This window comes from Sphingomonas sp. GC_Shp_5, assembly GCF_026540855.1.
Taxonomy (GTDB): Bacteria; Pseudomonadota; Alphaproteobacteria; order Sphingomonadales; family Sphingomonadaceae; genus Sphingomonas.
Genome location: NZ_JALNUP010000001.1, coordinates 174,245 through 196,057 on the forward strand (window position 1 = coordinate 174,245; position 21,813 = coordinate 196,057).

Below are 21,813 nucleotides of genomic sequence, written 5' to 3' on the forward strand. Positions count from 1 at the left end.
GGTCCCGGGAAGGGTGGCAGAGAAGGGCGGGGGCTTGCCTTGAGGGTGTAACGCTAGGCGGATGGATCCGGGTTCGCTAGTGGCGACCGCCTCGTCGCTCACGCGGAGCGATCAGCCGAGATCGCGCAGCCGCCGGACTCGGCGGATCCGCGGTTCACGCTCGAGCTTCGCCTCGGCGCGGATCGACTGGCGCAGCTCGTCGCGCTTTTCATGGATCGAGGCGATCACCGGCCCCATCGCGACGCCGAGATCCACCAGCACCGCCTCGGACAGCTGCAGCGAGCTTTCCAGTGTCTCGGGCACCGCATCGGTTACCCCGGCGCGATAGAGTTCGGCGGCATGGCCCGGATCGCGGGCGCGGGCGATGATCGGCAGCTCGGGGGCGAGCGCGCGCACCGCCCGGGCAAGGCGCACCGTCAGCACCGGATCGTCCATGGTCAGGATCAGCGCGCGGGCGTTGGGGAGGTCGAGCCGCGTCACCAGCTCGCCGCGCGCGATGTCGCCGAACAGCACCGGATAGCCCTGGCGCTTGGCCTCCACCACCGTGTCGATATCCGCCTCGACGGCGATATAGGGCTGCTTGTGCACCGCCAGCAGGTCCGCAACCATCCGACCGACGCGGCCGAAGCCGATCACCACCGCGCCATGGCCGGCGTCGGGCACCGGCGCCGTGGCGTCGCCCCCGCTCGCCGCCTCGATCCGCCGCGACACCAATTGCCCAGCCTTGGCGAGCAATGGCGTGATCGTCAGCCCGATCGCGGTCACCGTCTGCCAGAACGAGGCGGTGGAAGGCAGGATCAGCTGCGCCTGCGCCGCGGTGGCGAGCACGATCAGCGTGGTCTCGGACGGGCTGCCCATCAGCAGGCCGGTTTCCGCCGCGGGGCCGCGCCGGGTCTGCGCCACCCGCAGCAGCAGATAGGTCACCACCGCCTTGACCAGCACCACGCCCGACACGGCGAGGAGCAGGTCGCGCCAATTGGCGAAGATCAGCCGCAGGTCGAGGCTCATCCCCACCGTGATCAGGAACACGCCAAGCGCCAGCCCCTTGAAGGGCGCGGTCATCACCTCGACCTCGCTGTGGTAATCGGTCTCGGCGATCAGCAGCCCGGCGAGCAGCGCGCCGACGATCGGCGACAGGCCAGCCGCGGTGGTGGCAACGCTGGCGACGATCACCACCAGCAGCGACGCGGCAAGGAACAGCTCGGGGCTTTTGGTCCGCGCCGCCTGCGCGAACAATCGCGGCAGCACGATCCGCCCGCCGACATACATGGCGATCACCGTGAGGATGCCGCGCAGCGCCACGCCCGCGATCCCGCTCCACCCGGCCGCCGCGGTAGGTGCCATCGCACCAAGCGCGAAGATGATCGGCACCAGGGCGAGATCCTCGAACAACAACATCGAAAAGGCGCCGCGGCCGACCGGGCTGGTCGTCCCCACCAGCGGCAGCACCAGCGCTGTTGATGACAGCGACAGCGCGAGCCCGAGCCCGGCCGCGCCTGCCCAGGGCTGGCCGAGCAGGTGCAGCGCGATCGTGATCAGCGCCGCCGAGCCGAGCAGTTCGGCGGGCCCGGTGCCGAACACCTGCCGCCTGAGCGACCACAGGCGCTTGAACGACAGCTCGAGCCCGATCGAGAACAGCAGCAGCACGATGCCGAACTCGGCGAACGGCTCGATCGCATGCGGGTTGGAGATGGTGACGTAATAGAGCCACGGCGCATAGCCGGTCAGCGCGCCGAGTCCTGCCGGCCCGACCAGCATGCCGACCAGGATGAAGCCGATCACCGGGCTCACCCGGAACCGCGCGAACGCCGGGATCACCAGCCCCGCCGCACCCAGGATCACCAGCGTGTCGCTGAAGCCCGCATTGTCCAATCCCATCGCCATCGGCGCACTTAAGCGGATCGGCGCGGCTTTGTCAGGCGACCGGCGCAACAAAAAGCCCGGCACCTCGCTCGAGATGCCGGGCATGGTGTCCGATCAGGCCGGGGCGCTTACGCCCAATTGGCCATTTTGGCTTCGAGGTTGGCGCGAACCTGCTCGAAGAACTGCTCGGTAGTCATCCACGGCTGGTCCGGTCCGATCAGGATCGCGAGATCCTTGGTCATGTGGCCGTTCTCGACGGTCTCGATGCAGACCCGCTCCAGCGTCTCGGCGAACTTGGTGACCTCGGGGGTGTCGTCGAACTTGCCGCGATACTTGAGGCCGCCGGTCCAGGCGAAGATCGAGGCGATCGGGTTGGTCGAGGTCGCCTTGCCCTGCTGATGCTGGCGATAGTGACGCGTCACCGTGCCGTGCGCCGCCTCGGCCTCGACGGTCTTGCCGTCCGGCGTCAGCAGCACCGAGGTCATCAGCCCGAGCGAGCCGAACCCTTGCGCGACCTGGTCCGACTGGACGTCGCCGTCATAGTTCTTGCACGCCCACACGAACTCGCCGTTCCACTTCAGCGCCGACGCGACCATGTCGTCGATCAGGCGGTGCTCGTAGACGATCCCCGCTTCCTTGAACTTGTCCTTGAATTCGGCCTCGAACACCTCCTGGAACAGGTCCTTGAAGCGGCCGTCATAAGCCTTGAGGATGGTGTTCTTGGTGGACAGGTACACCGGCCACTTGAGGTTGAGGCCGTAATGCATCGAGGCGCGGGCGAAATCGCGGATCGAATCGTCGAGGTTGTACATTGCCATGGCGACGCCGGCGGTGGGGAACTGGAACACCTCGCGGTCGATTACCTGGCCGTCGTCACCCTCGAACACCAGGCGCAGCTTGCCGGCGCCGGGGACGAGGAAGTCGGTGGCGCGATACTGATCGCCGAACGCGTGGCGGCCGACCACGATCGGGTGGGTCCAGCCCGGGATCAGGCGGGGCACGTTCTTGATCACGATCGGCTCGCGGAAGATGGTCCCGCCGAGGATGTTGCGGATCGTGCCGTTGGGGCTCTTCCACATCTTGTGGAGCTTGAACTCTTCGACGCGCGCCTCGTCGGGGGTGATCGTCGCGCACTTGACCGCGACGCCATGCTTCTGCGTCGCCTTGGCGGCATCCACCGTCACCTGATCCTCGGTGGCGTCGCGATTCTCGACGCTGAGGTCGTAATAATCCAGCTCGACATCGAGGTAGGGCTTGATCAGGCGCTCGCGGATCCACTCCCAGATGATCCGGGTCATCTCGTCGCCATCGATCTCCACGATGGGGTTTTTCACCTGAATCTTGGCCATGTCTTCTTCCTGTCAGACGGGGATTTGGGCCAGCGTCTAGGCACAAGCGGGCAGGGGATCAACCATCGCCGCCCGCACGGCGGTGCCGGCGCCCGCCGCACCCCGGCAACGCTTCGCCTCCCGCCTCCTCTGGGCACCTGCGGTTGCTACCGGCGTTGTGTTGCACGAACAGCACGGTTACACCCCGGTCATGTCATCGTTGGAAAAGCCCCCCGTCACCACGACCACGGTCAAGTGGCGCTTCCCCTCCGTTCATCCCGAGGGGCACAAATATGCCGCGATCGCGCTCGGCATCACCCTGATCGCGACCGTGATCACCAAGGTGCTGTTCTGGCCGCTGCTCGCGGTGGTGATCTGGGTGCTCACCTTCTTCCGCGATCCGATCCGCACCACGCCGACCGGCGAAGGCCTGATCATCGCCCCGGCCGACGGGCTGGTGACGATGATCCAGCGGGTGCCGGTGCCGCGCGAACTGGTGGCTGAACTCGGCGAGGCGCCGCTCACCCGCGTGTCGATCTTCATGTCGGTGTTCGACGTCCACATCAACCGCACGCCGATCGCCGGCACCATCCGCCAGGTCGTCTATATCTCGGGCAAGTTCCTCAACGCCGATCTCGACAAGGCGAGCGACGAGAATGAGCGTCAGCATATCGTCGTCGAGGGGCGTGACGGGCGGCGGATCGGCTTTACCCAGATTGCCGGGCTGGTCGCGCGCCGTATCGTGCCGTTCGTCAAGCCGGGCGACATGGTCGCGACCGGCCAGCGCATCGGCCTGATCCGCTTCGGCAGCCGCGTCGACGTCTTCCTGTCAGACGACATCACCCCCCAGGTCACCCTCGGCCAGCGCTCGATCGCCGGCGAGACGGTCATCGGCCGCGTCGGCGGCCAGCCGGTGATCGGCGTGTCGCAATGATCCCACCGATCGTCCGCCCGGCGCGTCGGCTGAGGCGGGTGCCGCAGGGCCTGCCGTTGCGTGCGGTCGCACCCAATGCGGTCACGGCGCTGGCGCTCTGTTCCGGGCTGAGCGGCGTCCGCTTCGCGATTGCCGGCGAGTGGCAGAGCGCGGTGGCGATGATCATGATCGCCGGCGTGCTCGACGGCATCGACGGCCGCATCGCCCGCCTGCTCCATGGCGAGAGCCGGTTCGGCGCCGAGCTCGATTCGCTGTCCGATGCCATCTCGTTTGGCGTTGCACCGGCGCTGATCATGTATTTGTGGTCGCTCGCGGCATTGCCGCGGATCGGCTGGATGTGCAGCCTGCTGCTCGCGGTGTTCTGCGCGCTGCGCCTCGCCCGCTTCAACGCGCGGATCGACACCACCGATCAGCCGCACAAATCAGCCGGCTTCAACACCGGCGTGCCGGCGCCGGCGGGGGCGGGCCTCGCCTTGCTGCCGATGATCCTGTGGTTCTGGACGGACGAACCGCTGTTCGCCTCGCCCTATCTGGTTGCACCCTGGGTAGCCGGGGTGGCGTTGCTGATGGTGTCGAGCGTCGCGACCTTCTCGTGGAGCTCGCTGCGCCTGCGCCGCACGATCCGCTTCGAGGCGATCGCCGGCGTGGTGTTGCTGGGGGCGGCGCTGGTGTCGGCACCATGGCAGACGCTCAGTGCGGTCTGCCTCGCCTATCTGCTCACGCTGCCATTCAGCATCGCGAGCTATGGTCGCGTCAAGCGGCGCGCAACTGCCGAGCGACTGCGGGAACCGATACCGGAACGGGAGCCGACGCCCAGCGCCTGACGGCGATGCGGCGCTCGGCGGTGGCGAGCGTCGCCAGTGGTGCGAACGATGGTTCGACATGGCCCATGGCAAGGCGCGCCACGCGGCGCCACTGTGGCCCCACCGTCACCGCCATCACGCCTGTGGCAGCCGTGAAGGCGCCGGAGAAAACCAGAATGCTCAGCATCGGAACCATGATCGCATCTCCTGGGCGTTAACCATGACGCCCCTGTAGATAACTGGGAAACCCGTTTTTTGTCAGAGAGTTCCAGCCGGATCGGGAAAACTGTCACCGTTGGGCAAAGTTTCTCGTTAACTTGGACTAATTGCCAGCCGTCGCTCCCTGTCTGGACGCCTTATGTTCCGCTTGTGTTCCGCTGTCAAGCGGGATGGAACACGTTTTGGCAAGCGTCGCTGCAGCATGGTTGATCTTGCGCGCCCGTCCGGCTAATGGGCGCGCCTCAACCCCGCATGGGAAGCATCATAGCCCGGTGCGTGGCGTCTCAGGACGCTCCGTCATCCGCTTCCCAGAGGCATTAACCGGAAGGAATTATCCTATGGCGGCTCCCGTCGTCTCCATGCAGCAGCTCATCGAGACTGGTGCGCACTTCGGCCACCAGACTCATCGCTGGAACCCGAAGATGAAGCCCTACATCTTCGGCGATCGCAACGGCGTCCACATCCTGGATCTGTCGCAGACCGTGCCGCTCTTCGCCCGCGCGCTCGAGTTCGTCTCGTCGGCCGTCGCTGGTGGTGGCAAGGTGCTGTTCGTCGGCACCAAGCGCCAGGCGCAGGAAGCCGTGGCCGATGCCGCGCGCCGCTCGGGCCAGCATTTCGTCAACCACCGCTGGCTGGGCGGCATGCTCACCAACTGGAAGACGATCTCCAACTCGATCAAGCGCCTCAAGACGCTTGAAGAGCAGCTCTCGGGCGACACCGTCGGCCTGACCAAGAAGGAAGTTCTTCAGCTCACCCGCGAGAAGGACAAGCTCGAGATGTCGCTCGGCGGCATCCGCGACATGGGCGGCATCCCGGACGTGATGTTCGTGATCGACGCCAACAAGGAAGAGCTGGCGATCAAGGAAGCCAACACGCTCGGCATCCCGGTCGTCGCGATCCTCGACTCGAACGTGTCGCCGGACGGCATCGCCTTCCCGGTGCCGGCCAATGACGATGCCAGCCGCGCCATCCGCCTGTATTGCGAGGCGATCGCGATCGCTGCGACCCGTGGCGGCCAGGAGCAGCAGTCGCGTCGCGGCATCGATCTCGGCGCACAGGACGTCGCTCCCACCGAGGAAGCGCTGACCGTCGAGACCCCGGCCGCCCAGCCGGGTGACGTCGCCGCCCCCACCGAGTCGGCAGCGACCGAGGGTGCCGCGACCGAGGCAGAGCGCCAGATCGACGCGTAACGGCGCCTAACTTCGACACGCCTTTTCACCGTTCGTGCTGAGCTTGTCGAAGCACTGTCTTTTTCCTGACGCAGGAAAAGGGCAGCCCTTCGACAGGCTCAGGGCGAACGGTTTGTTTTGACAGGTTTCGAGCCTCACGGGCTCAATAGAAGGATCACGAACATGGCCGACATCACGGCAGCAATGGTCAAGGATTTGCGCGAGAAGAGCGGCGCAGGCATGATGGATTGCAAGAAGGCGCTCAACGAGACCGCCGGCGACATGGACGGTGCGCTCGATTGGCTGCGCACCAAGGGCCTCGCCGCCGCGCAGAAGAAGTCCAGCCGCACCGCGGCCGAGGGCCTGGTCGGCGTCGCCACCGCGGGCACCAAGGGTGCTGCGGTCGAGGTCAATTCCGAGACCGATTTCGTCGCCAAGAACGACCAGTTCCAGGCGTTCGTCCGCGAAGTGACCCAGATCGCGCTCGCCACCGGTGACGACATCGAAGCGCTCAAAGCCGAGGCGATGCCGTCGGGCACCACCGTCGCCGAGGTGCTGACCAACAACATCGCCACCATCGGCGAGAACCAGTCGCTGCGTCGCGCCAAGCGCCTCGAAGTGAGCAAGGGCGCGGTCGTGTCCTATGTCCACAACCAGGCGTCGGCCGGCCTCGGCAAGATCGGCGTGCTCGTCGCGCTTGAGTCGGACGCCGCTGACGAGGTCCTCCAGGGCCTCGGCAAGCAGCTCGCGATGCACATCGCCGCCGCCTTCCCGAAGGCGCTCAACGAGGAAGACCTCGACGAGGGCGAGATCGAGCGCGAGCGCGCCATCGCTGCCGAGAAGGCTGGCGAGTCTGGCAAGCCTGCCGATATCATCGCCAAGATGGTCGAGGGCTCAATCGCCAAGTTCCGCAAGGAGCATGCGCTGGTCAGCCAGCTGTTCGTGATGGACGGCAAGACCAAGATCAGCGACGTCGTCGCCAAGGCGGGCAAGGACGCGGGCACCACCATTGTGCTCAAGGACTATGTCCGTTTCCAACTCGGCGAGGGCATCGAGAAGGAAACGTCGGACTTCGCCGCTGAAGTCGCTGCCGCATCGGGCGTGCCGCAGGCGTAACGCGCTCGGGGGAGGGCGCTCGCTCTCTCCCGACGCTGCAGTTGCCGGTCACGGCACAGAGGGAGCCGGCGCAATCCGGCTCCCTTTTTACGACCGTCATCCCAGCGAAAGCTGGGATCTTTATGAGGCTTGGCGACAAGAGTCGCCAGAGACCCGGCTTTCGCTGGGGTGACATAGGTCTACGGCACCGGTCCGTTGCCCAACATCGCCGGCTTCCATGCGATCGCTCGCAAACGGCCGCCAGCCGCCCGACGTCTGGCTGTCGGCTGGGGATGGTGAGCCATCACGATGGCCGGCCGTGCAGAACCGAACAAATTTCCGCGCATCGCCCACCGAACAAGCCCGCCCGAACTTGCCCCTCCCGCGCCCCACGCCTAAGGTCCGCGCCACTTTCCCTTACCGTTAGGATCCCATGACGCCCCCGCGCTTCAAACGAATTCTGCTGAAACTCTCGGGCGAAGTGCTGATGGGCGAGGGCGGTCTCGCCATCGATCCCGTGGTCACCGCCCGCGTCGCCGGCGAGATCGCTGACGCCCGCGCCAAGGGATATGAGCTGTGCATCGTCGTTGGTGGCGGCAACATCTTCCGGGGCCTGTCCGCCGCGGCCAAGGGCATCGAGCGCGCCACCGCCGATTATATGGGCATGCTGGCGACGGTGATGAACGCGCTTGCGGTGCAGAATGCGCTCGAGCAGATCGGCATCGATACCCGCGTCCAGTCGGCGATCCCGATGCAGTCGGTGTGCGAGCCGTTCATCCGTCGCCGTGCCGAGCGTCACCTCGAAAAGGGCCGCGTGGTGATCTTCGCCGCCGGCGTCGGGAGCCCGTTCTTCACCACCGATTCGGGTGCGGCGCTGCGCGCGGCCGAGATGAAGTGTGACGCCTTGTTCAAGGGCACCTCGGTGGACGGCGTCTATGATGCCGATCCCAAGAAGGTCGCCACCGCGCGCCGCTACGAAACAGTGAGCTACAGCCGCGTCCTCTCCGACAATCTCAAGGTGATGGACGCGAGCGCAATCGCGCTGTGCCGCGACAACAACATCCCGATCGTCGTGTTCAACATCCGCGAGCATGGCAATCTCGCCGCGGTCCTTGCCGGCGATGGCGTGTCGACCGTGGTCCAGGCCGAGGAGGCGCCGGTGGCGCAGAACCGTCGCATCACCGACAGCGACCTGCCCGCCGACGTCCATGTCGACGCCAATGGCGAGCATACCACGGCGCAGCAGGAAGAGATCATTCGCGCTACCGAGCAGATCCTTGGTATGGCGCCGGGGGCGCTGAGCGCGCAACTCGCCGCATCGCGCGCCAACAATGTTGAGAAGGAAGACTGATGGCTGCCTATGACAAGGCCGATCTCGAGCGCCGCATGGCCGGTGCCGTTGAATCGCTGAAGCACGATCTGGGTGGTCTGCGCACCGGCCGCGCCTCCACCGCGCTGCTCGATCCGGTCACGGTCGAGGTCTATGGCAGCCATATGCCGCTCAACCAGGTCGCGACCGTCTCGGTGCCCGAGCCGCGGATGCTGTCGGTCCAGGTGTGGGACAAGACCAACGTCGGTCCGGTCGAGAAGGCGATCCGTTCGGCGGGGCTCGGGCTCAACCCGATCAACGACGGGCTGACGCTGCGCCTGCCGATCCCCGATCTCACCGAGGAGCGCCGCAAGGAGCTCGCCAAGCTCGCCAATCAATATGCTGAGAAGGCGCGGATCGCGGTGCGCAACGTGCGCCGCGACGGCATGGACAGCCTGAAGACCGACGAGAAGAAGGGCGTGTTCAGCGAGGACGAGCGCAAGCGCCACGAGACCGAGGTGCAGAAGCTCACCGACGCGACCATCGTCGATCTCGATGCCGCCGCGGCCGCCAAGGAAAAGGAAATCCTGGGCAAGTGACGGTGGCGGTGTGCGTCCCGATGGCCCGCCGGCGGCCGGCGTGAGCACCGCGCCCGTTCTCGCGCCCTTGCTTGCTGGGGTGCCGGCGCCGACCACGGTGCCGCGCCACGTCGCGATCATCATGGACGGCAACGGCCGCTGGGCGAAGCAGCGCCACCTGCCGCGCTTCGCCGGGCACAAGGCCGGGGTCGACGCGGTCCGCCGCGTCACCCGCGCCGCGCGCGCGATGGGCATCGAGGCGCTGACCCTCTACGCCTTCTCCTCGGAAAACTGGCGCCGCCCGGAGGAGGAGGTCAGCGATTTGATGGGGCTGCTGCGGCTGTTCATCCGCAGCGACATAGACGAGCTCGCCCGCGAGAATGTCCGGCTGCGCGTGATCGGCGATTATCGCCGGTTCGCGCCCGATCTCGTCGCGATGGTCGATGGTGCGATCGCCCGCACCCACGACAACACCGGGCCGATTCTCGCGATCGCGCTCAATTACGGCTCGCAGGCCGAGCTGGTCGCCGCCGCGCGCGCGCTCGCAGAGCGGGTCCAGGCGGGCGAGCTCGAGCCCGCCGCGATCACCGCCGAGGCGATCGAGGCCGAGCTCGACACCGCGGCGCTGCCGCCACTCGATCTGGTGATCCGCACCTCGGGCGAGCATCGCCTGTCCAACTTCCTGCTCTGGCAGGCGGCCTATGCCGAACTGCTGTTCGTCGACACGCTGTGGCCCGATTTCACCGCCGACAGCCTTGCCGAGGCGGTCGCCGCGTTCGGCCGGCGCCAGCGGCGCTACGGCGGCTTGTGAGCGCCCACCGGTGAGCGAGCCTGCCTCGGCCAAGCGGCCGCCCGAACTGCTGGTCCGCGCCGTTTCCGGGCTCGGCCTGATCGCGGTGGCGCTGGTCGCGTTGGCGCTCGGCGGGGTGTTCTTCTGGCTGCTCGCGGTCGCCGCCGGCCTGTTCATGATGGCCGAGTGGAGCGATCTCCACGCCGCGCCGCCCCGGCTCAAGCGTATTGCCCAATTCACCCTGTCGGTACCGCTCGCGATCATGTGCCCGATCGCCGCCGGCCCCAATTTCTTCGCGCTCGGCCTCCTTGCCGGCGCCTTCTTCTTCACCGCGATTGTCAGCCGCCGCGGCGATTTGGCGCGCGGCATCCTCTACGTAGGCCTGCCGGTGTTCGCGCTGCTGCTGATCCGCCACCAGCCTGACGGCATTGTCTATGCCGCCTGGACGCTGGCGCTGGTCTGGGCGACCGATATCGGCGCCTATTTCGCCGGCCGCGCGATCGGCGGCCCCAAGCTCGCGCCACGGATCAGCCCGGCCAAGACCTGGGCGGGATTGATCGGCGGCATGATCCTGGCGACCGTGTTCGCCGCGGCGATGCATTACGCCTATCTGCTGCCGGTGCGTCTCGTTCTCGCGACGCCGCTACTTGCGGTGCTCGCGCAGATGGGCGACCTCTACGAAAGCCACCTCAAGCGCCGCGCCGGGGTCAAGGACAGCGGCTCGGTGATCCCCGGCCATGGCGGCGTGCTCGACCGGCTTGACGGACTGGTGCCGGTCGCCCCCGTCGCCGCCTTGCTGATCGTGTTGCCGGCCTTGCTCGCCCAGCCTCTCTAAAGCATCAGACCTCATGAAAACCGTCACTATCCTCGGCGCGACCGGTTCGGTCGGCACCTCGACGCTCGATCTCGTCGAACGCGAGCCCGAGCGCTTCCGCGTGCATGCGCTGACCGCCAACCGCGACGTCGCCGGCCTCGCCGCCGCCGCGATCCGCACCCAGGCCGAGACCGCGGTGGTCGCAGACGAATCCTGCCTCGCCGAGCTCCAGGCGGCGCTTGCCGGGACCGGCATCGCCGCCGCGGGCGGGGCCGAGGCGATCTGCGACGCCGCCGCGTCGGGCGCCGACTGGACAATGGGCGCGATCGTCGGCTGCGCCGGGCTCAAGCCGACCATGGCGGCGATCAAGACTGGCGGCACGGTGGTGCTCGCCAACAAGGAGCCATTGGTCTCCGCCGGCGACATCATCCTCGCTGCCGCGGCGCAGAGCGGGGCAACGCTGCTCCCGGCCGATTCCGAGCATAATGCGATCTTCCAATGCTTCGATTTCGCCGCCCCCGAAAGCGTGCGCCGGATCATCCTCACCGCCAGCGGCGGGCCGTTCCGCGACTGGTCGCTCGAGCAGATGGCGTCGGTGACGGTCGAGCAGGCGGTCGCCCACCCCAATTGGTCGATGGGCGCCAAGATCTCGGTCGACAGCGCGACGATGATGAACAAGGGCCTCGAGCTGATCGAGGCCGCGCGGCTGTTCCCGGTGCCGCATGAGCGGATCGAGGTGGTGATGCACCGCCAGTCGGTGATCCACTCGATGGTCGACTACATCGACGGCTCGATGCTTGCCCAGCTCGGCCCGTCTGACATGCGCGTGCCGATCGCGCACACGCTTGCCTGGCCGCAGCGGATGGCCACGCCGATGGCGCCGCTCGATCTCGTCGCGCTCGGCCGGCTCGATTTCGAGGCATGCGATTCCGCCCGCTTCCCGGCGCTGCGGCTAGCCCGCGAGGCGCTGGTCGCAGGCGGTGCCCGCCCGGCGATCCTCAACGCCGCCAATGAGATAGCGGTCGCCGCCTTTCTCGCGCGACGGATCGGCTTCCTCGAAATTGCCGCAATCGTCGCCGATACGCTGGGGTCATACGATCCGCCCGCGCCCGGCGAGCTCGATGCGGTGCTCGCGATCGATGCCGAAGCGCGTTATCTGGCGGAGGCCCGCATCGCGGGCAAGGCGAGGAAGGACAGCGTTTGATCCAGTCCCCGGGTGTCCTGATGACCGTGATCGCCTTTCTCGGCGCGATCGGTCCGCTCGTCTTCATCCACGAGATGGGTCATTACCTCGCCGGCCGGTTGTTCGGGGTCAAGGCAGAGGCCTTCTCGATCGGCTTCGGCCGCGAGATCGCCGGCTTCACCGATTCCCGCGGCACCCGCTGGAAGTTCGGCTGGCTACCGCTTGGCGGTTACGTCCGCTTCGCCGGCGACATGAACCCTGCAAGCCAGCCCGATGCCGCCTGGCTGTCGCTGCCCGCCGCCGAGCGCCAGCGCACCTTCCAGGCCAAGCCATTGTGGCAGCGCGCGATCATCGTCGGCGCTGGTCCGTTCGTGAATTTGGTGCTGGCGATCCTGATCCTTGCCGGCTTCGCTTATGGCTATGGCGTTGACGCCACCCCTGCGGTGGTCGGCACGGTGGTCGAGGGCAGCCCCGCCGCCAAGGCCGGGATCCGCGAAGGCGATCGCATCGTCTCGATCGGCGGGACGGCGATGGAGAATTTCTCCGATATCGCCAAATATGCGCTGATTCGCCCCGGCGAGCAGGCCGAAGTGCAGTTGGTCCGCGCCGGTCGCCCGGCGGACGTGACACTGGCGATCGGCGTCGTCCATCAGCGCGATCGCTTCGGCAACGATTACCGCATCGGCCGGCTCGGCATCGGCAGCGGTGCCCCCGTGCTGGCGCCGGTCGGCGCGCTCGCCGCGATCCCCGCCGGCGTCAAGATGACCGGCGACATCATCGGCGGCACCTTGCAGACGCTCGGCCAGATCATCTCCGGCCGGCGGTCGATGGACGAGCTCGGCGGCCCGATCCGCATCGCGAAGGTGTCGGGCGAGCAGCTCGCGCTCGGCTGGTCGGCGTTCGTCTGGCTGATCGCGATGCTGTCGATCAATCTGGGGTTCATCAATCTGCTGCCAGTACCGATGCTCGATGGCGGCCACCTGTTCTTCTACGCGATCGAGGCAATCCGCCGCCGGCCGCTCGAACCCAGCATACAGGAATGGGCATTTCGCGGCGGCCTTGCCGCGGTGCTCGCGCTGATGCTGATCGTGACCTTTAATGATTTGAGTGCCGTCGGCCTGTGGCAACGTCTCGCCGGCTTGATCGGCTGACGTGGTTAGGGCAGGGCGCTAAATCAAGACCTGCGGGTCTTGCGTATTTTCGGGGTGGGTTGAGTGACAGCGATGAAGAGTTCCAAGTTCGTCCGTGCGGGCGCGGTGCTGCTGACCGGCACCGTACTGTCGGGCGTACCTGCGATGGCCCAAACCGCCCCGGCATCTGCGCCGGCGCCAACGCCTGCCGCGGCACCCGCCGGTCGTCCGGCGGCGACGCCCGGCGCGCCCGGAGCACCCGGCGCGCAGGTCACTGCGCCGGCTGGTGTCACCCCGGTCGCCCCCGCAGTCGTACGCACCATCAAGACGCTGCGCGTCGAGGGTGCCCAGCGCATCGAACCCGAGACGGTGCTCTCCTACACCAAGCTGCGCGTCGGCATTTCCTATACGCCCGAAACCCTCGATCAGGCGCTCAAGGACCTGCAGGCGAGCGACCTGTTCGTCGAATTCTCGATCGCCGGCGTTGAAACGGGCGACATCGTGGTTCGGATCCGTGAAAATCCGATCATCAACCGCGTGATCCTCGAGGGCAACAAGGCGCTCAAGACCGACAAGATCACCAAGGAGATCAAGCTCGCACCGCGGCAGATCTTCACCCGCACCGCGGTCCGCCAGGATGTCACGCGGATCATCGAGCTGTATCGCCGCCAGGGTCGCTTCGCCGCCGTGGTCAGCCCCAAGATGGTCAGCCTCGATCAGAACCGCGTCGACGTGGTGTTCGAGATCACCGAAGGCCCCAAGTCCAAGGTCCGCCAGATCAACATCATCGGCAACGAGGTGTTCTCCGACGATACCCTGCGCGGGCAGATGGCGACCAAGCAGTCGCGCTGGTTCCGCCTGCTGTCGTCGAACACCTCGTACGATCAGGATCGCCTGAACTACGATCAGCAGAAGATGCGGCAATATTATCTGACGGAAGGCTATGCGGATTTCCGCGTCACCTCCGCAGTGGCCGAGCTGACGCCGGACAAGAGCGACTTCATCATCACCTACGTGGTGGAAGAGGGTAAGCGCTACAAGTTCGGCGACGTCACCGTCGACAGCGAGATCCGCGACTTCGACAACAAGAAGCTTGCCGCCAGCCTGCCGATCAAGAAGGGCGACTGGTACAACGCCAAGCAGGTCGAGGATTCGATCGACCACCTCAGCGAGGCCGCCGGCCTGTTCGGCTATGCCTTCACCGACGTAAACCCCGATTACAACCGCGACGCCGACACGCTGACGATGGGGATCAACTTCCACATCGCGCAGGCGCAGCGCACCTATGTCGAGCGGATCGACATCAACGGCAACACTCAGACGCAGGACAAGGTGGTGCGTCGTGAAATCCGCTTGGCGGAGGGCGACGCCTTCAACAGCTTCCAGGTCAAGCGGTCGCAGGATCGCATCAATTCGCTGGGCTATTTCCAGGACAAGATGGAGATCAAGCAGAATCCGGGCTCGCAGCCTGACCGGATCGTGCTCGACACCACGCTTGAAGAGAAGTCCACCGGCGAGCTGCAGCTCTCGGTCGGCTATTCCAGCCTCGAGCAGTTCATCATCCAGGCCAACATCACCCAGCGCAATTTCCGCGGCAAGGGCCAGGAGCTGCGCGCCGGCGTCAACTATTCGAGCTATTCCAAGTCGATCGAGCTGGGCTTCACCGAGCCCTATCTGTTCGACAAGAACGTCGCGGTCGGTGTCGATCTGTTCCGCCGCGACTATAACTCGTTCAACTATGTCGGCGACGATCGCCAGACCACCTACTCGCAGGTGTCCACCGGCTTCCAGGTCCGCGCCGGCGTGCCGCTCACCGAATATTGGTCGCTGTCGGGCCGCTATGGCCTGTCCTACGACAAGGTCGGGCTCGATCAGGCGACCTACTTCACCGACGGTGTCTGCGATCCGCTCAAGGCCGGCCGCTATCTCTGCGAGGCGATCGGCAACCGCTGGACGTCGTCGGTCGGCTACTCGCTGATCTACGACAGCCTCAACAGCCGCCTGCGCCCGACGGCGGGCTCGCGCGTGTCGTTCAGCCAGGATTTCGCCGGGCTCGGTGGTGACGTGAAGTATATCCGCACCCGCGCCGAAGGGTCCAAATTCTGGGGCATCGGCGGTGGCTTCGTCGCCTCGCTGGTCGGCGAGGGCGGCTATATCAAGTCGCTCGAGGGCAGTCGCGGCGAAGGCATCGACAGCGTTCGCATCACCGATCGCTTCTATCTCGGCATGCCGCAGTTCCGCGGCTTCGACATCCGCGGCATCGGTCCGCGCGTGAAGCGCATTCCCTATACCACCAACGATGCCGGTCAGCAGGTGCTGGTCACCGACAAGGACTCGATCACCGACGATGCGCTCGGCGGCAACGCTTATTACCTGGCGCGTGCCGAGCTCGAGATTCCCTTGGGCGCCGGCGCCCGCGAGCTCGGGCTGCGGCCGTCGATCTACGTCCAGGCGGGCAGCTTGTTCAGCCTGACCAAGCCGCTGCCGACCACCAAGTTCCCGACCATCACCGATGCCGCCGGCAACGTCACCGTGCTGCCGATCTCGAGCCAGGTGTATGACAGCGCGGGCCGGCCATTGTATCTGGTGTCGTCGACCGACACGACCAACGCTGGCGCGTACACCACCTGCGCGATCGGCTATTCCTCGGTTGCGGGCGGCGCCTGCACCGGCAGCTCGACCAACACGCTGTACCAGACCTCGATTTCGCCGTTCAACGAGGTATATTACGGCAGCAGCGCGCTGCCGCGCGTGACCATCGGCATCGGCGTCAACTGGAACTCGCCATTTGGTCCGCTGCGCATCGATCTGGCCAAGGCCTTGATCTCGCAGGCCGGCGACGACCCCAAGCTCATTACCTTCAACGTAGGGACGCAGTTCTAATGAAGACCATCACCAAGACTTCGCTGGCGGCACTCGCCGGCGCCTCGGTTGCGCTGCTCGGCACCGCCGCTGCCGCCCAGACCGGCGGTATCGCCACCGCCCAGCCGGATGCGGCGATCCTGTCGGCCAAGGCGTTCGCCACCGCCAACCAGACGATCTCCACCCAGTTCAAGACCCAGCTGGATCAGGCGAACACCCAGCAGACCGCGCTGCGCAACCAGATCCGCACCATCCTCGACACCAACAAGGATGGCCAGGTCTCGCAGGCCGAGCTCCAGGCCGGCCAGGCGCAGGGCAGCGCGCTCGGCAACCAGGTTCGTGCCGCCGAGACCAAGGCGCAGCCCGCGATCGACGCGCTCAACGCGCCGGCGCTGAAGGCCCAGGCCTATGCGCTCGAGCAGATCGCTCAGAAGTATGATCCCGCGCTCCAGGCGGTGGTCGCGGCTAAGAAGATCAACCTGGTGCTCGCGCCCAACGCCGTTCAGTACGCGCCGGCTGCTACCGACGTCACCCGTGACGTGATCGCCGAGATCGACCGCTCGACGCCGACCGTGACCACCACCGCGCCTGCCAATTGGCAGCCGAGCCAGGATACCGTGCAGCTGCTCCAGCAGTATCGCCAGCTGGTCTATGTCAACGAAATGCGCCGCCAGCAGGCCGGTCCGGCCGGTGCCGCTCCTGCGGCCGCGGGTACCCCGGCGCCGGCCGGCTCGCGCAACGCCCCCACGGGCCGTTGAGCGACGCCGCGGTGACGCAAGCCACCGACAAGCCCGTGATGACCGCGCTCGATATCGGGCGGGTCATGGCGGCCCTGCCGCATCGCTACCCGATGCTGCTCGTCGACCGTGTCGAGGAACTCGTTCCCGACCGGTCGATCGCGGCGATCAAGGCGGTGACGATCAACGAGCAGTTCTTCCAGGGTCATTTCCCCGGCCGGCCGATCATGCCGGGCGTGCTGATCGTCGAGGCGCTGGCACAGGCCGCGGGCATTCTCGCGGTCGAGAGCCTCGGCCTCGCCGGCTCGGGCAAGCTCGTCTACTTTATGGCGATCGACGGCGCCAAGTTCAGGAAGCCGGTCGAGCCCGGCGTCCTGCTGCGGCTCGAGGTCGAGTTCGTGCAAAAGCGCTCAAGCGTCTGCAAGTTCTCAGGCGTGGCGAAGATCGATGGCCAAGTGGTTGCCGAAGCCAACTTTACCGCGATGATTGCTGATCCGCCCAAGGCCTGAGGCCATGGCGCCTATGCGCGACCTTAGCGAAGTTATCTTGATGTTCGGGGCGCGTTCCGCTAGGGGCGCGCCTCTTTTCCAGGGCTGGTCGGAACCAGCCATTGCCGGAGCATAGACGATGAAGGCCGATACCCATCCCGACTATCACACCATCAAGGTCCAAATGACCGATGGCACCGTGTTCGAGACCCGCTCCACCTGGGGCAAGGAAGGCGACACGATGACCCTCGACATCGACCCGCTGGCGCATCCCGCCTGGACCGGTGGTCGCGGCACGATGCTCGATACCGGCGGCCAGGTCGCCCGCTTCAACAAGCGCTTCGGTGGTGGTCTCACCCTCCGCAAGAGCTGATGCTTTCGGCCGGTCTCGCACAATCTCGAGGCCGGCCGCTTGACGCGGCGTTAACTACCGGATTTTACACCGGTCCCATGTTCGCCGCCGAGTTTGAACCTGCCGAGATAGACGAGCAGCGCCACATGCCGCGCGCGCCGGTGTCGCTCGACGCCGAGATCGGCAAGGCCGGTCGATCGCTGTGCCGGGTGGTCGACGTCTCGATCCACGGCGCCCGCCTCCAGACCTATGTCGAGCTCACCAAGGGCAGCGTCATCTGGCTGACGCTGCCGGGCGCCGATCCCATCGCCGCCGATGTGATGTGGGCCGACGACTTTGCCGCCGGGTGCCGCTTCCACCGCCCGCTGCCGATGGAGCTGTTCGACCAGTTGGTCGCGCTCAACCGCTGACCATGGCGCACCACAAGCTCACCCTGCCGACCAAGACCTGCGCCGCCTGTGCGCGCCCATTCGCGTGGCGCAAGAAGTGGGCGCGTGATTGGGACAACGTCAAATATTGCTCGGACCGGTGCCGTGCCCAGGGCGACAAGCCCTAGCCCAAGCGGGATGGCGGAGAGGGTGGGATTCGAACCCACGGTAAGCTTGCACCTACGGCGGTTTTCAAGACCGCTGCCTTAAACCACTCGGCCACCTCTCCGCGCTGCGCCCCCGATAGTCGCACCGCGCCGTCACGTGCAAGAGCCGGGACGATAAGGGGTTCACCGCCCGGGCTCGCTGTGGCAGTTTTGCAGCATGTGGGGCAACAGAGTATCAGTGTGGCTGCGGCGCGGCGCCTTGGGTGTCATTGCCGCGACGTCCTGCATTGCGCCAGCCGCAGCGCAGGACGAGCAGGGCTTCCAGGCCTATTTGCCCATGCTGCGCCAGCAGGCGCTGACGGCCGGCGTCACCCAGCGCACGATCGATGCGGTGTTCCCGACGCTGACGCTCAGCGATCGCACCATCCAGCTCGATCGCGCCCAACCAGGTAATCCCGGCAGCACCGCAACACCGCCGTTCGCGCCCTACAAGACCGCCCATGTCGATGGCGCGCGTATCGCCCGCGGTCGCGACACCTTCCTGGCCCAACGTGCGCGGCTCAGCCGCGTCGAGCAGCAGACCGGCGTGCCGGAGTCGATCATGGTCGCGATCTGGGGCCACGAAACCAATTACGGCACCTATACCGGCAGCTTCGATCTGCTGCGCAGTCTGGCCAGTCTTGCCTATGAAGGACGCCGGCGTGAGCTGTTCGCGGGCGAGTTCATCGCCGGGCTCAAGATGCTCGATCGCGGCGTCTCGCGCGAGCAACTGAAGGGGAGCTGGGCCGGCGCCACCGGCAACCCGCAATTCCTGCCCTCGGTGTACCTCCGGATCTCCCGTGACGGCGACGGTGACGGCAAGGCCGATATCTGGAACAGCCCCGCAGACACGCTCGCCTCGATCGGCAACTATTTCGCCGACGCGGGTTGGCGCCGCGGCCAGCCCTGGGGCCTCGCCGTCAGCGTGCCACTGACGCTGAACCGCGCCGATCTCACCAACCGCCTCGTATCGCCACGCTGCCCGCGCGTGTTCGAGCGCCACAGCCGCTGGCGAACGATCGCCGAATGGCGCGCGCTTGGGCTGGCGCCGCAGGCACGCGGCTGGCCGGCCGACGACGTGCTTGCGACGCTGATCGAGCCCGACGGCCCCGGCGCCACCGCCTATCTGCTGACCGGCAACTACCGCGTCATCCTCGATTACAATTGCTCCAACTTCTACGCCTTGTCGGTCGGGTTGCTCGCCGATGCGGTCGAAGGATGAGCGCGACCAGCGGGTGCTATCTTGATCGCAACGCTCGCGCAGCGATACAAAGATGGCAGGGCCGGTAACGCCCGCGTGACGTCGCTTCACCGCGCCGTTATGGCGACGTCCAGAGCCTGCCTTCCAGTCTGATCCGGTGTGCGGATCGCGTTTTCCTTCCAAGTTGGACCACCCATCCATGAACAAGCTGATCGCCGCCCCGCTCGCCGTCTCCCTCGTGGTCGGGTCGTTCGCCGTCCCCAGCATGGCGGCTGCGCCGCAGTTTCAGGGCACCGCGCCGATCGCCTTCATGGAGGATCTATCGTCGGGTGCGGTGCTGTACAATCGCGACGCCGATCGGCGGATGCCGCCTGCTTCGATGGCAAAGATGATGACCGTCTATGTCGCATTCGAGATGGTCAAGAAGGGTGAGCTCAAGCTCGACCAGACGTTCCCGGTTCGCCCGGAGACCTGGCAGAAGTGGCACGGTCCGCAGGCCGGTTCGACGATGTTCCTCTCGCCCAACGAGAATGTCAGCGTCGAGAACCTGCTCAAGGGCATCGTCACCTTGTCGGGCAACGATGCCTGCGTCGTGCTCGCCGAGGGCATTTCGGGCACCGAGCAGACCTTCACGGATCGCATGAACGATGCCGCCAAGCGCCTCGGGTTGAGCAACAGCCATTTCGGCACCGCCAACGGCTGGCCGGACAATGGCGTGACCTACGTCACCGCGCGTGATCTCGCGCATCTCGCCTCGGCGACGATCAAGGACTTCCCGGATCTCTACAAGCGCTTCTATTCGCTGCCCAGCTTCACCTGGGGCAAGACCCTGGGCGCCGGCAGCGACATCACCCAGGCCAATCGCGATCCGCTGCTGGGCCGCGTGGCCGGCGCCGATGGGCTTAAGACGGGCCACACCGACGAGGCCGGCTACGGCTTCACCGGCTCGGCGCAACAGAATGGCCGCCGGCTGGTAATGGTGGTCGCCGGGCTGACCAGCTCGACCGGACGCGCCGAGGAATCGGTGCGCTTCATGGAATGGGGCTTCCGCGCCTGGCAGGCCAAGCCCGTGGTCGCCAAGGGCAAGCAGGTCGGCACCGCCGAGGTGCAGATGGGGAGCTCGAGCAGCGTCGGTCTGGTCGCCCCCGAACAGCTCACGGTCGCGCTGCCGGCGGGTGCGGTGCCGCAGATGGCGGGCAAGATCGTCTATGAAGGACCGATCAAGGCGCCGATCAAGGCAGGCCAACACGTCGCTGATCTGGTCATCACCTCGGCAGGGCTGCCGGAACAGCATCTGCCGCTGGTCGCTGCTGAAGACATCGGGGAAGCAGGGTTCTTCGGCCGCGCCTGGGCCGGCTTCAAGTCGCTGTTCGGCTGATCGGATCGCGGGTGATCGGGTGACCCTGTTCGGCAACGCCGCCGCGCACGCCGCCTTCGCCGCGGCGATGCGCGGGGGGACGCTCCACCACGCCTGGCTGCTGGTCGGCCCTGAAGGCGTCGGCAAGGCGAGTTTTGCCAGGATGGCGGCACAGCGCCTGCTCGCCGAAGCGGCCGGCGCAGCTGGCCTTCCGGGCGGATTCGCGGTGCCCGAGGGCGTGCAGGCCCGCGCACTGATGGAGGCAGGATCGCATCCTGACTTCCGGCTGCTCACCCGGCTGGCCAAGGATCCCGACAAGCCGGACCAGGATATCGCCCGCAGCATCACCATCTCGCAGGTCCGCTCGCTGCAGCCGATGTTCGCCACCCGCCCGTCGATGGGGCCGAGGCGCATCGTACTGATCGATGCGGTCGACGATCTCGAGCGCAACGGCGCCAACGCGCTGCTCAAGAACCTGGAAGAGCCGCCGGCGGGTACCGTCTTCCTGCTGGTCAGCCACGCGCCAGGGCGGCTGCTACCGACGATCCGGTCGCGGTGCCGGCTGCTCCGGTTCGGCTCTCTCAACGACGACGACATGGCAGCGGCGCTGCGCCAGCACCTACCCGACGCCGCCAAGGACGATATCGCCGCCTTGGTCCGCACCGGCGACGGCGCGCCGGGGCGGGCGCTTCGCTACGCGGGACTGGATGTCGCCGGCCTCGACGCCGCTATCGGGGCGATTGCCGCGAGTGGCGATCCCGACAACAGTCGCCGGGCGCGGCTTGCCAAGACCTTGGCGGGCAAGGCCAACGCCGATCGCTACGCGCTGTTCCTCGAGCGGGCAGCGACAATGATCGCCCACGAGGCGCGTACGCGGTCTGGCGTGCGGCTCAAGGCGGCGATCGATGCCCAGGCCGCCGCGCGCGATCTCGCCGGCGCGGCGCTCGGCCTGTCGCTCGATCCTCAGGCGACGGTGTTCGAGATGAGCGGGATCCTCGCCGCGCTGCACTGAGGCAACGCAGCGGCT

At 66.7% G+C, this 21,813-nt stretch carries 20 protein-coding genes, 1 tRNA gene and 1 pseudogene; 19 read left to right on the forward strand and 3 right to left on the reverse strand.

The window, feature by feature from the left end; all coding sequences use genetic code 11:
- Positions 1-111: 111 nt before the first annotated feature.
- Positions 112-1,884 carry a cation:proton antiporter gene (locus OXR60_RS00815; RefSeq protein ID WP_267393104.1) on the reverse strand — a complete coding sequence of 591 codons (1,773 nt, stop codon included), beginning with the start codon at positions 1,882-1,884 and terminating at the stop codon, positions 112-114.
- A gap of 107 nt (positions 1,885-1,991) precedes the next feature.
- The gene (locus tag OXR60_RS00820) at positions 1,992-3,212 is read right to left on the reverse strand and encodes an NADP-dependent isocitrate dehydrogenase (RefSeq protein ID WP_267393106.1); all 1,221 of its coding nucleotides are present in this window, start codon (positions 3,210-3,212) and stop codon (positions 1,992-1,994) included.
- Between the two features lie 190 nt (positions 3,213-3,402).
- On the opposite strand from OXR60_RS00820, the gene OXR60_RS00825 reads away from it, so the two are divergent.
- From OXR60_RS00825 to OXR60_RS00900, 16 genes and pseudogenes are all read left to right on the forward strand, one after another.
- Positions 3,403-4,125, forward strand: coding sequence for a phosphatidylserine decarboxylase (locus tag OXR60_RS00825; RefSeq protein WP_267393108.1), 723 nt, complete (start codon positions 3,403-3,405; stop codon positions 4,123-4,125).
- Positions 4,122-4,949 carry a phosphatidylcholine/phosphatidylserine synthase gene (locus OXR60_RS00830; RefSeq protein ID WP_267393110.1) on the forward strand — a complete coding sequence of 276 codons (828 nt, stop codon included), beginning with the start codon at positions 4,122-4,124 and terminating at the stop codon, positions 4,947-4,949. The genes OXR60_RS00825 and OXR60_RS00830 overlap by 4 nt, the downstream gene beginning before the upstream one ends.
- Before the next feature lie 536 nt (positions 4,950-5,485).
- Positions 5,486-6,337 carry a 30S ribosomal protein S2 gene (gene rpsB / locus OXR60_RS00835; protein ID WP_267393113.1) on the forward strand — a complete coding sequence of 284 codons (852 nt, stop codon included), beginning with the start codon at positions 5,486-5,488 and terminating at the stop codon, positions 6,335-6,337.
- Positions 6,338-6,499: 162 nt separating this feature from the next.
- Positions 6,500-7,432 (forward strand): translation elongation factor Ts, encoded by a 933-nt coding sequence (gene tsf, locus OXR60_RS00840; RefSeq protein ID WP_267393115.1) that lies wholly within the window; start codon positions 6,500-6,502, stop codon positions 7,430-7,432.
- 412 nt (positions 7,433-7,844) lie between these two features.
- A pseudogene (pyrH, locus tag OXR60_RS00845) lies at positions 7,845-8,555 on the forward strand (UMP kinase); the annotation flags it as partial.
- Between the two features lie 206 nt (positions 8,556-8,761).
- Positions 8,762-9,319: a ribosome recycling factor gene (gene frr / locus OXR60_RS00850; protein WP_267393117.1), complete on the forward strand. Its 558-nt coding sequence runs from the start codon at positions 8,762-8,764 to the stop codon at positions 9,317-9,319.
- 40 nt (positions 9,320-9,359) lie between these two features.
- Complete coding sequence (locus OXR60_RS00855; protein WP_267393119.1) at positions 9,360-10,109, forward strand: isoprenyl transferase; 750 nt, start codon at positions 9,360-9,362, stop codon at positions 10,107-10,109.
- A gap of 10 nt (positions 10,110-10,119) precedes the next feature.
- Entirely contained in the window at positions 10,120-10,923 is an 804-nt protein-coding gene (locus tag OXR60_RS00860) for a phosphatidate cytidylyltransferase (RefSeq protein ID WP_267393121.1), read from the forward strand.
- 13 nt (positions 10,924-10,936) lie between these two features.
- Positions 10,937-12,106, forward strand: coding sequence for a 1-deoxy-D-xylulose-5-phosphate reductoisomerase (locus OXR60_RS00865; protein ID WP_267393123.1), 1,170 nt, complete (start codon positions 10,937-10,939; stop codon positions 12,104-12,106).
- A gap of 20 nt (positions 12,107-12,126) precedes the next feature.
- Positions 12,127-13,236, forward strand: coding sequence for an RIP metalloprotease RseP (gene rseP / locus OXR60_RS00870; RefSeq protein WP_267393125.1), 1,110 nt, complete (start codon positions 12,127-12,129; stop codon positions 13,234-13,236).
- Positions 13,237-13,308: 72 nt separating this feature from the next.
- A complete protein-coding gene (gene bamA, locus OXR60_RS00875) occupies positions 13,309-16,098 on the forward strand; it encodes an outer membrane protein assembly factor BamA (RefSeq protein ID WP_267393127.1) in 2,790 nt (929 codons plus the stop codon).
- Positions 16,098-16,835, forward strand: coding sequence for an OmpH family outer membrane protein (locus OXR60_RS00880; protein WP_267393129.1), 738 nt, complete (start codon positions 16,098-16,100; stop codon positions 16,833-16,835). Before bamA ends, OXR60_RS00880 begins: the two co-directional genes overlap by 1 nt.
- 38 nt (positions 16,836-16,873) lie before the next feature.
- On the forward strand, positions 16,874-17,323 hold the full coding sequence (fabZ, locus tag OXR60_RS00885) for a 3-hydroxyacyl-ACP dehydratase FabZ (protein WP_267393582.1): 450 nt from the start codon (positions 16,874-16,876) through the stop codon (positions 17,321-17,323).
- 118 nt (positions 17,324-17,441) lie between these two features.
- Complete coding sequence (gene rpmE, locus OXR60_RS00890) at positions 17,442-17,675, forward strand: 50S ribosomal protein L31 (RefSeq protein ID WP_267393132.1); 234 nt, start codon at positions 17,442-17,444, stop codon at positions 17,673-17,675.
- Positions 17,676-17,752: 77 nt separating this feature from the next.
- Positions 17,753-18,064 (forward strand): PilZ domain-containing protein, encoded by a 312-nt coding sequence (locus OXR60_RS00895; RefSeq protein WP_267393134.1) that lies wholly within the window; start codon positions 17,753-17,755, stop codon positions 18,062-18,064.
- A gap of 2 nt (positions 18,065-18,066) precedes the next feature.
- Positions 18,067-18,210, forward strand: a complete 144-nt coding sequence (locus OXR60_RS00900; RefSeq protein WP_267393136.1) for a DUF2256 domain-containing protein — start codon at positions 18,067-18,069, stop codon at positions 18,208-18,210.
- 11 nt (positions 18,211-18,221) lie between these two features.
- Here the strand turns inward: OXR60_RS00900 and OXR60_RS00905 are convergent.
- Positions 18,222-18,311 (reverse strand) — tRNA-Ser (locus OXR60_RS00905).
- 95 nt (positions 18,312-18,406) lie between these two features.
- Between OXR60_RS00905 and OXR60_RS00910 the strand changes: the two genes are divergently transcribed.
- The 3 genes from OXR60_RS00910 (at position 18,407) to OXR60_RS00920 (ending at position 21,798) form a co-directional block, all read left to right on the forward strand.
- A complete protein-coding gene (locus OXR60_RS00910; protein WP_267393137.1) occupies positions 18,407-19,450 on the forward strand; it encodes a lytic murein transglycosylase in 1,044 nt (347 codons plus the stop codon).
- Positions 19,451-19,628: 178 nt separating this feature from the next.
- Positions 19,629-20,807, forward strand: a complete 1,179-nt coding sequence (locus tag OXR60_RS00915; RefSeq protein ID WP_267393138.1) for a D-alanyl-D-alanine carboxypeptidase family protein — start codon at positions 19,629-19,631, stop codon at positions 20,805-20,807.
- A gap of 19 nt (positions 20,808-20,826) precedes the next feature.
- Complete coding sequence (locus OXR60_RS00920) at positions 20,827-21,798, forward strand: AAA family ATPase (RefSeq protein ID WP_267393140.1); 972 nt, start codon at positions 20,827-20,829, stop codon at positions 21,796-21,798.
- The last annotated feature ends 15 nt before the right edge of the window (positions 21,799-21,813 follow it).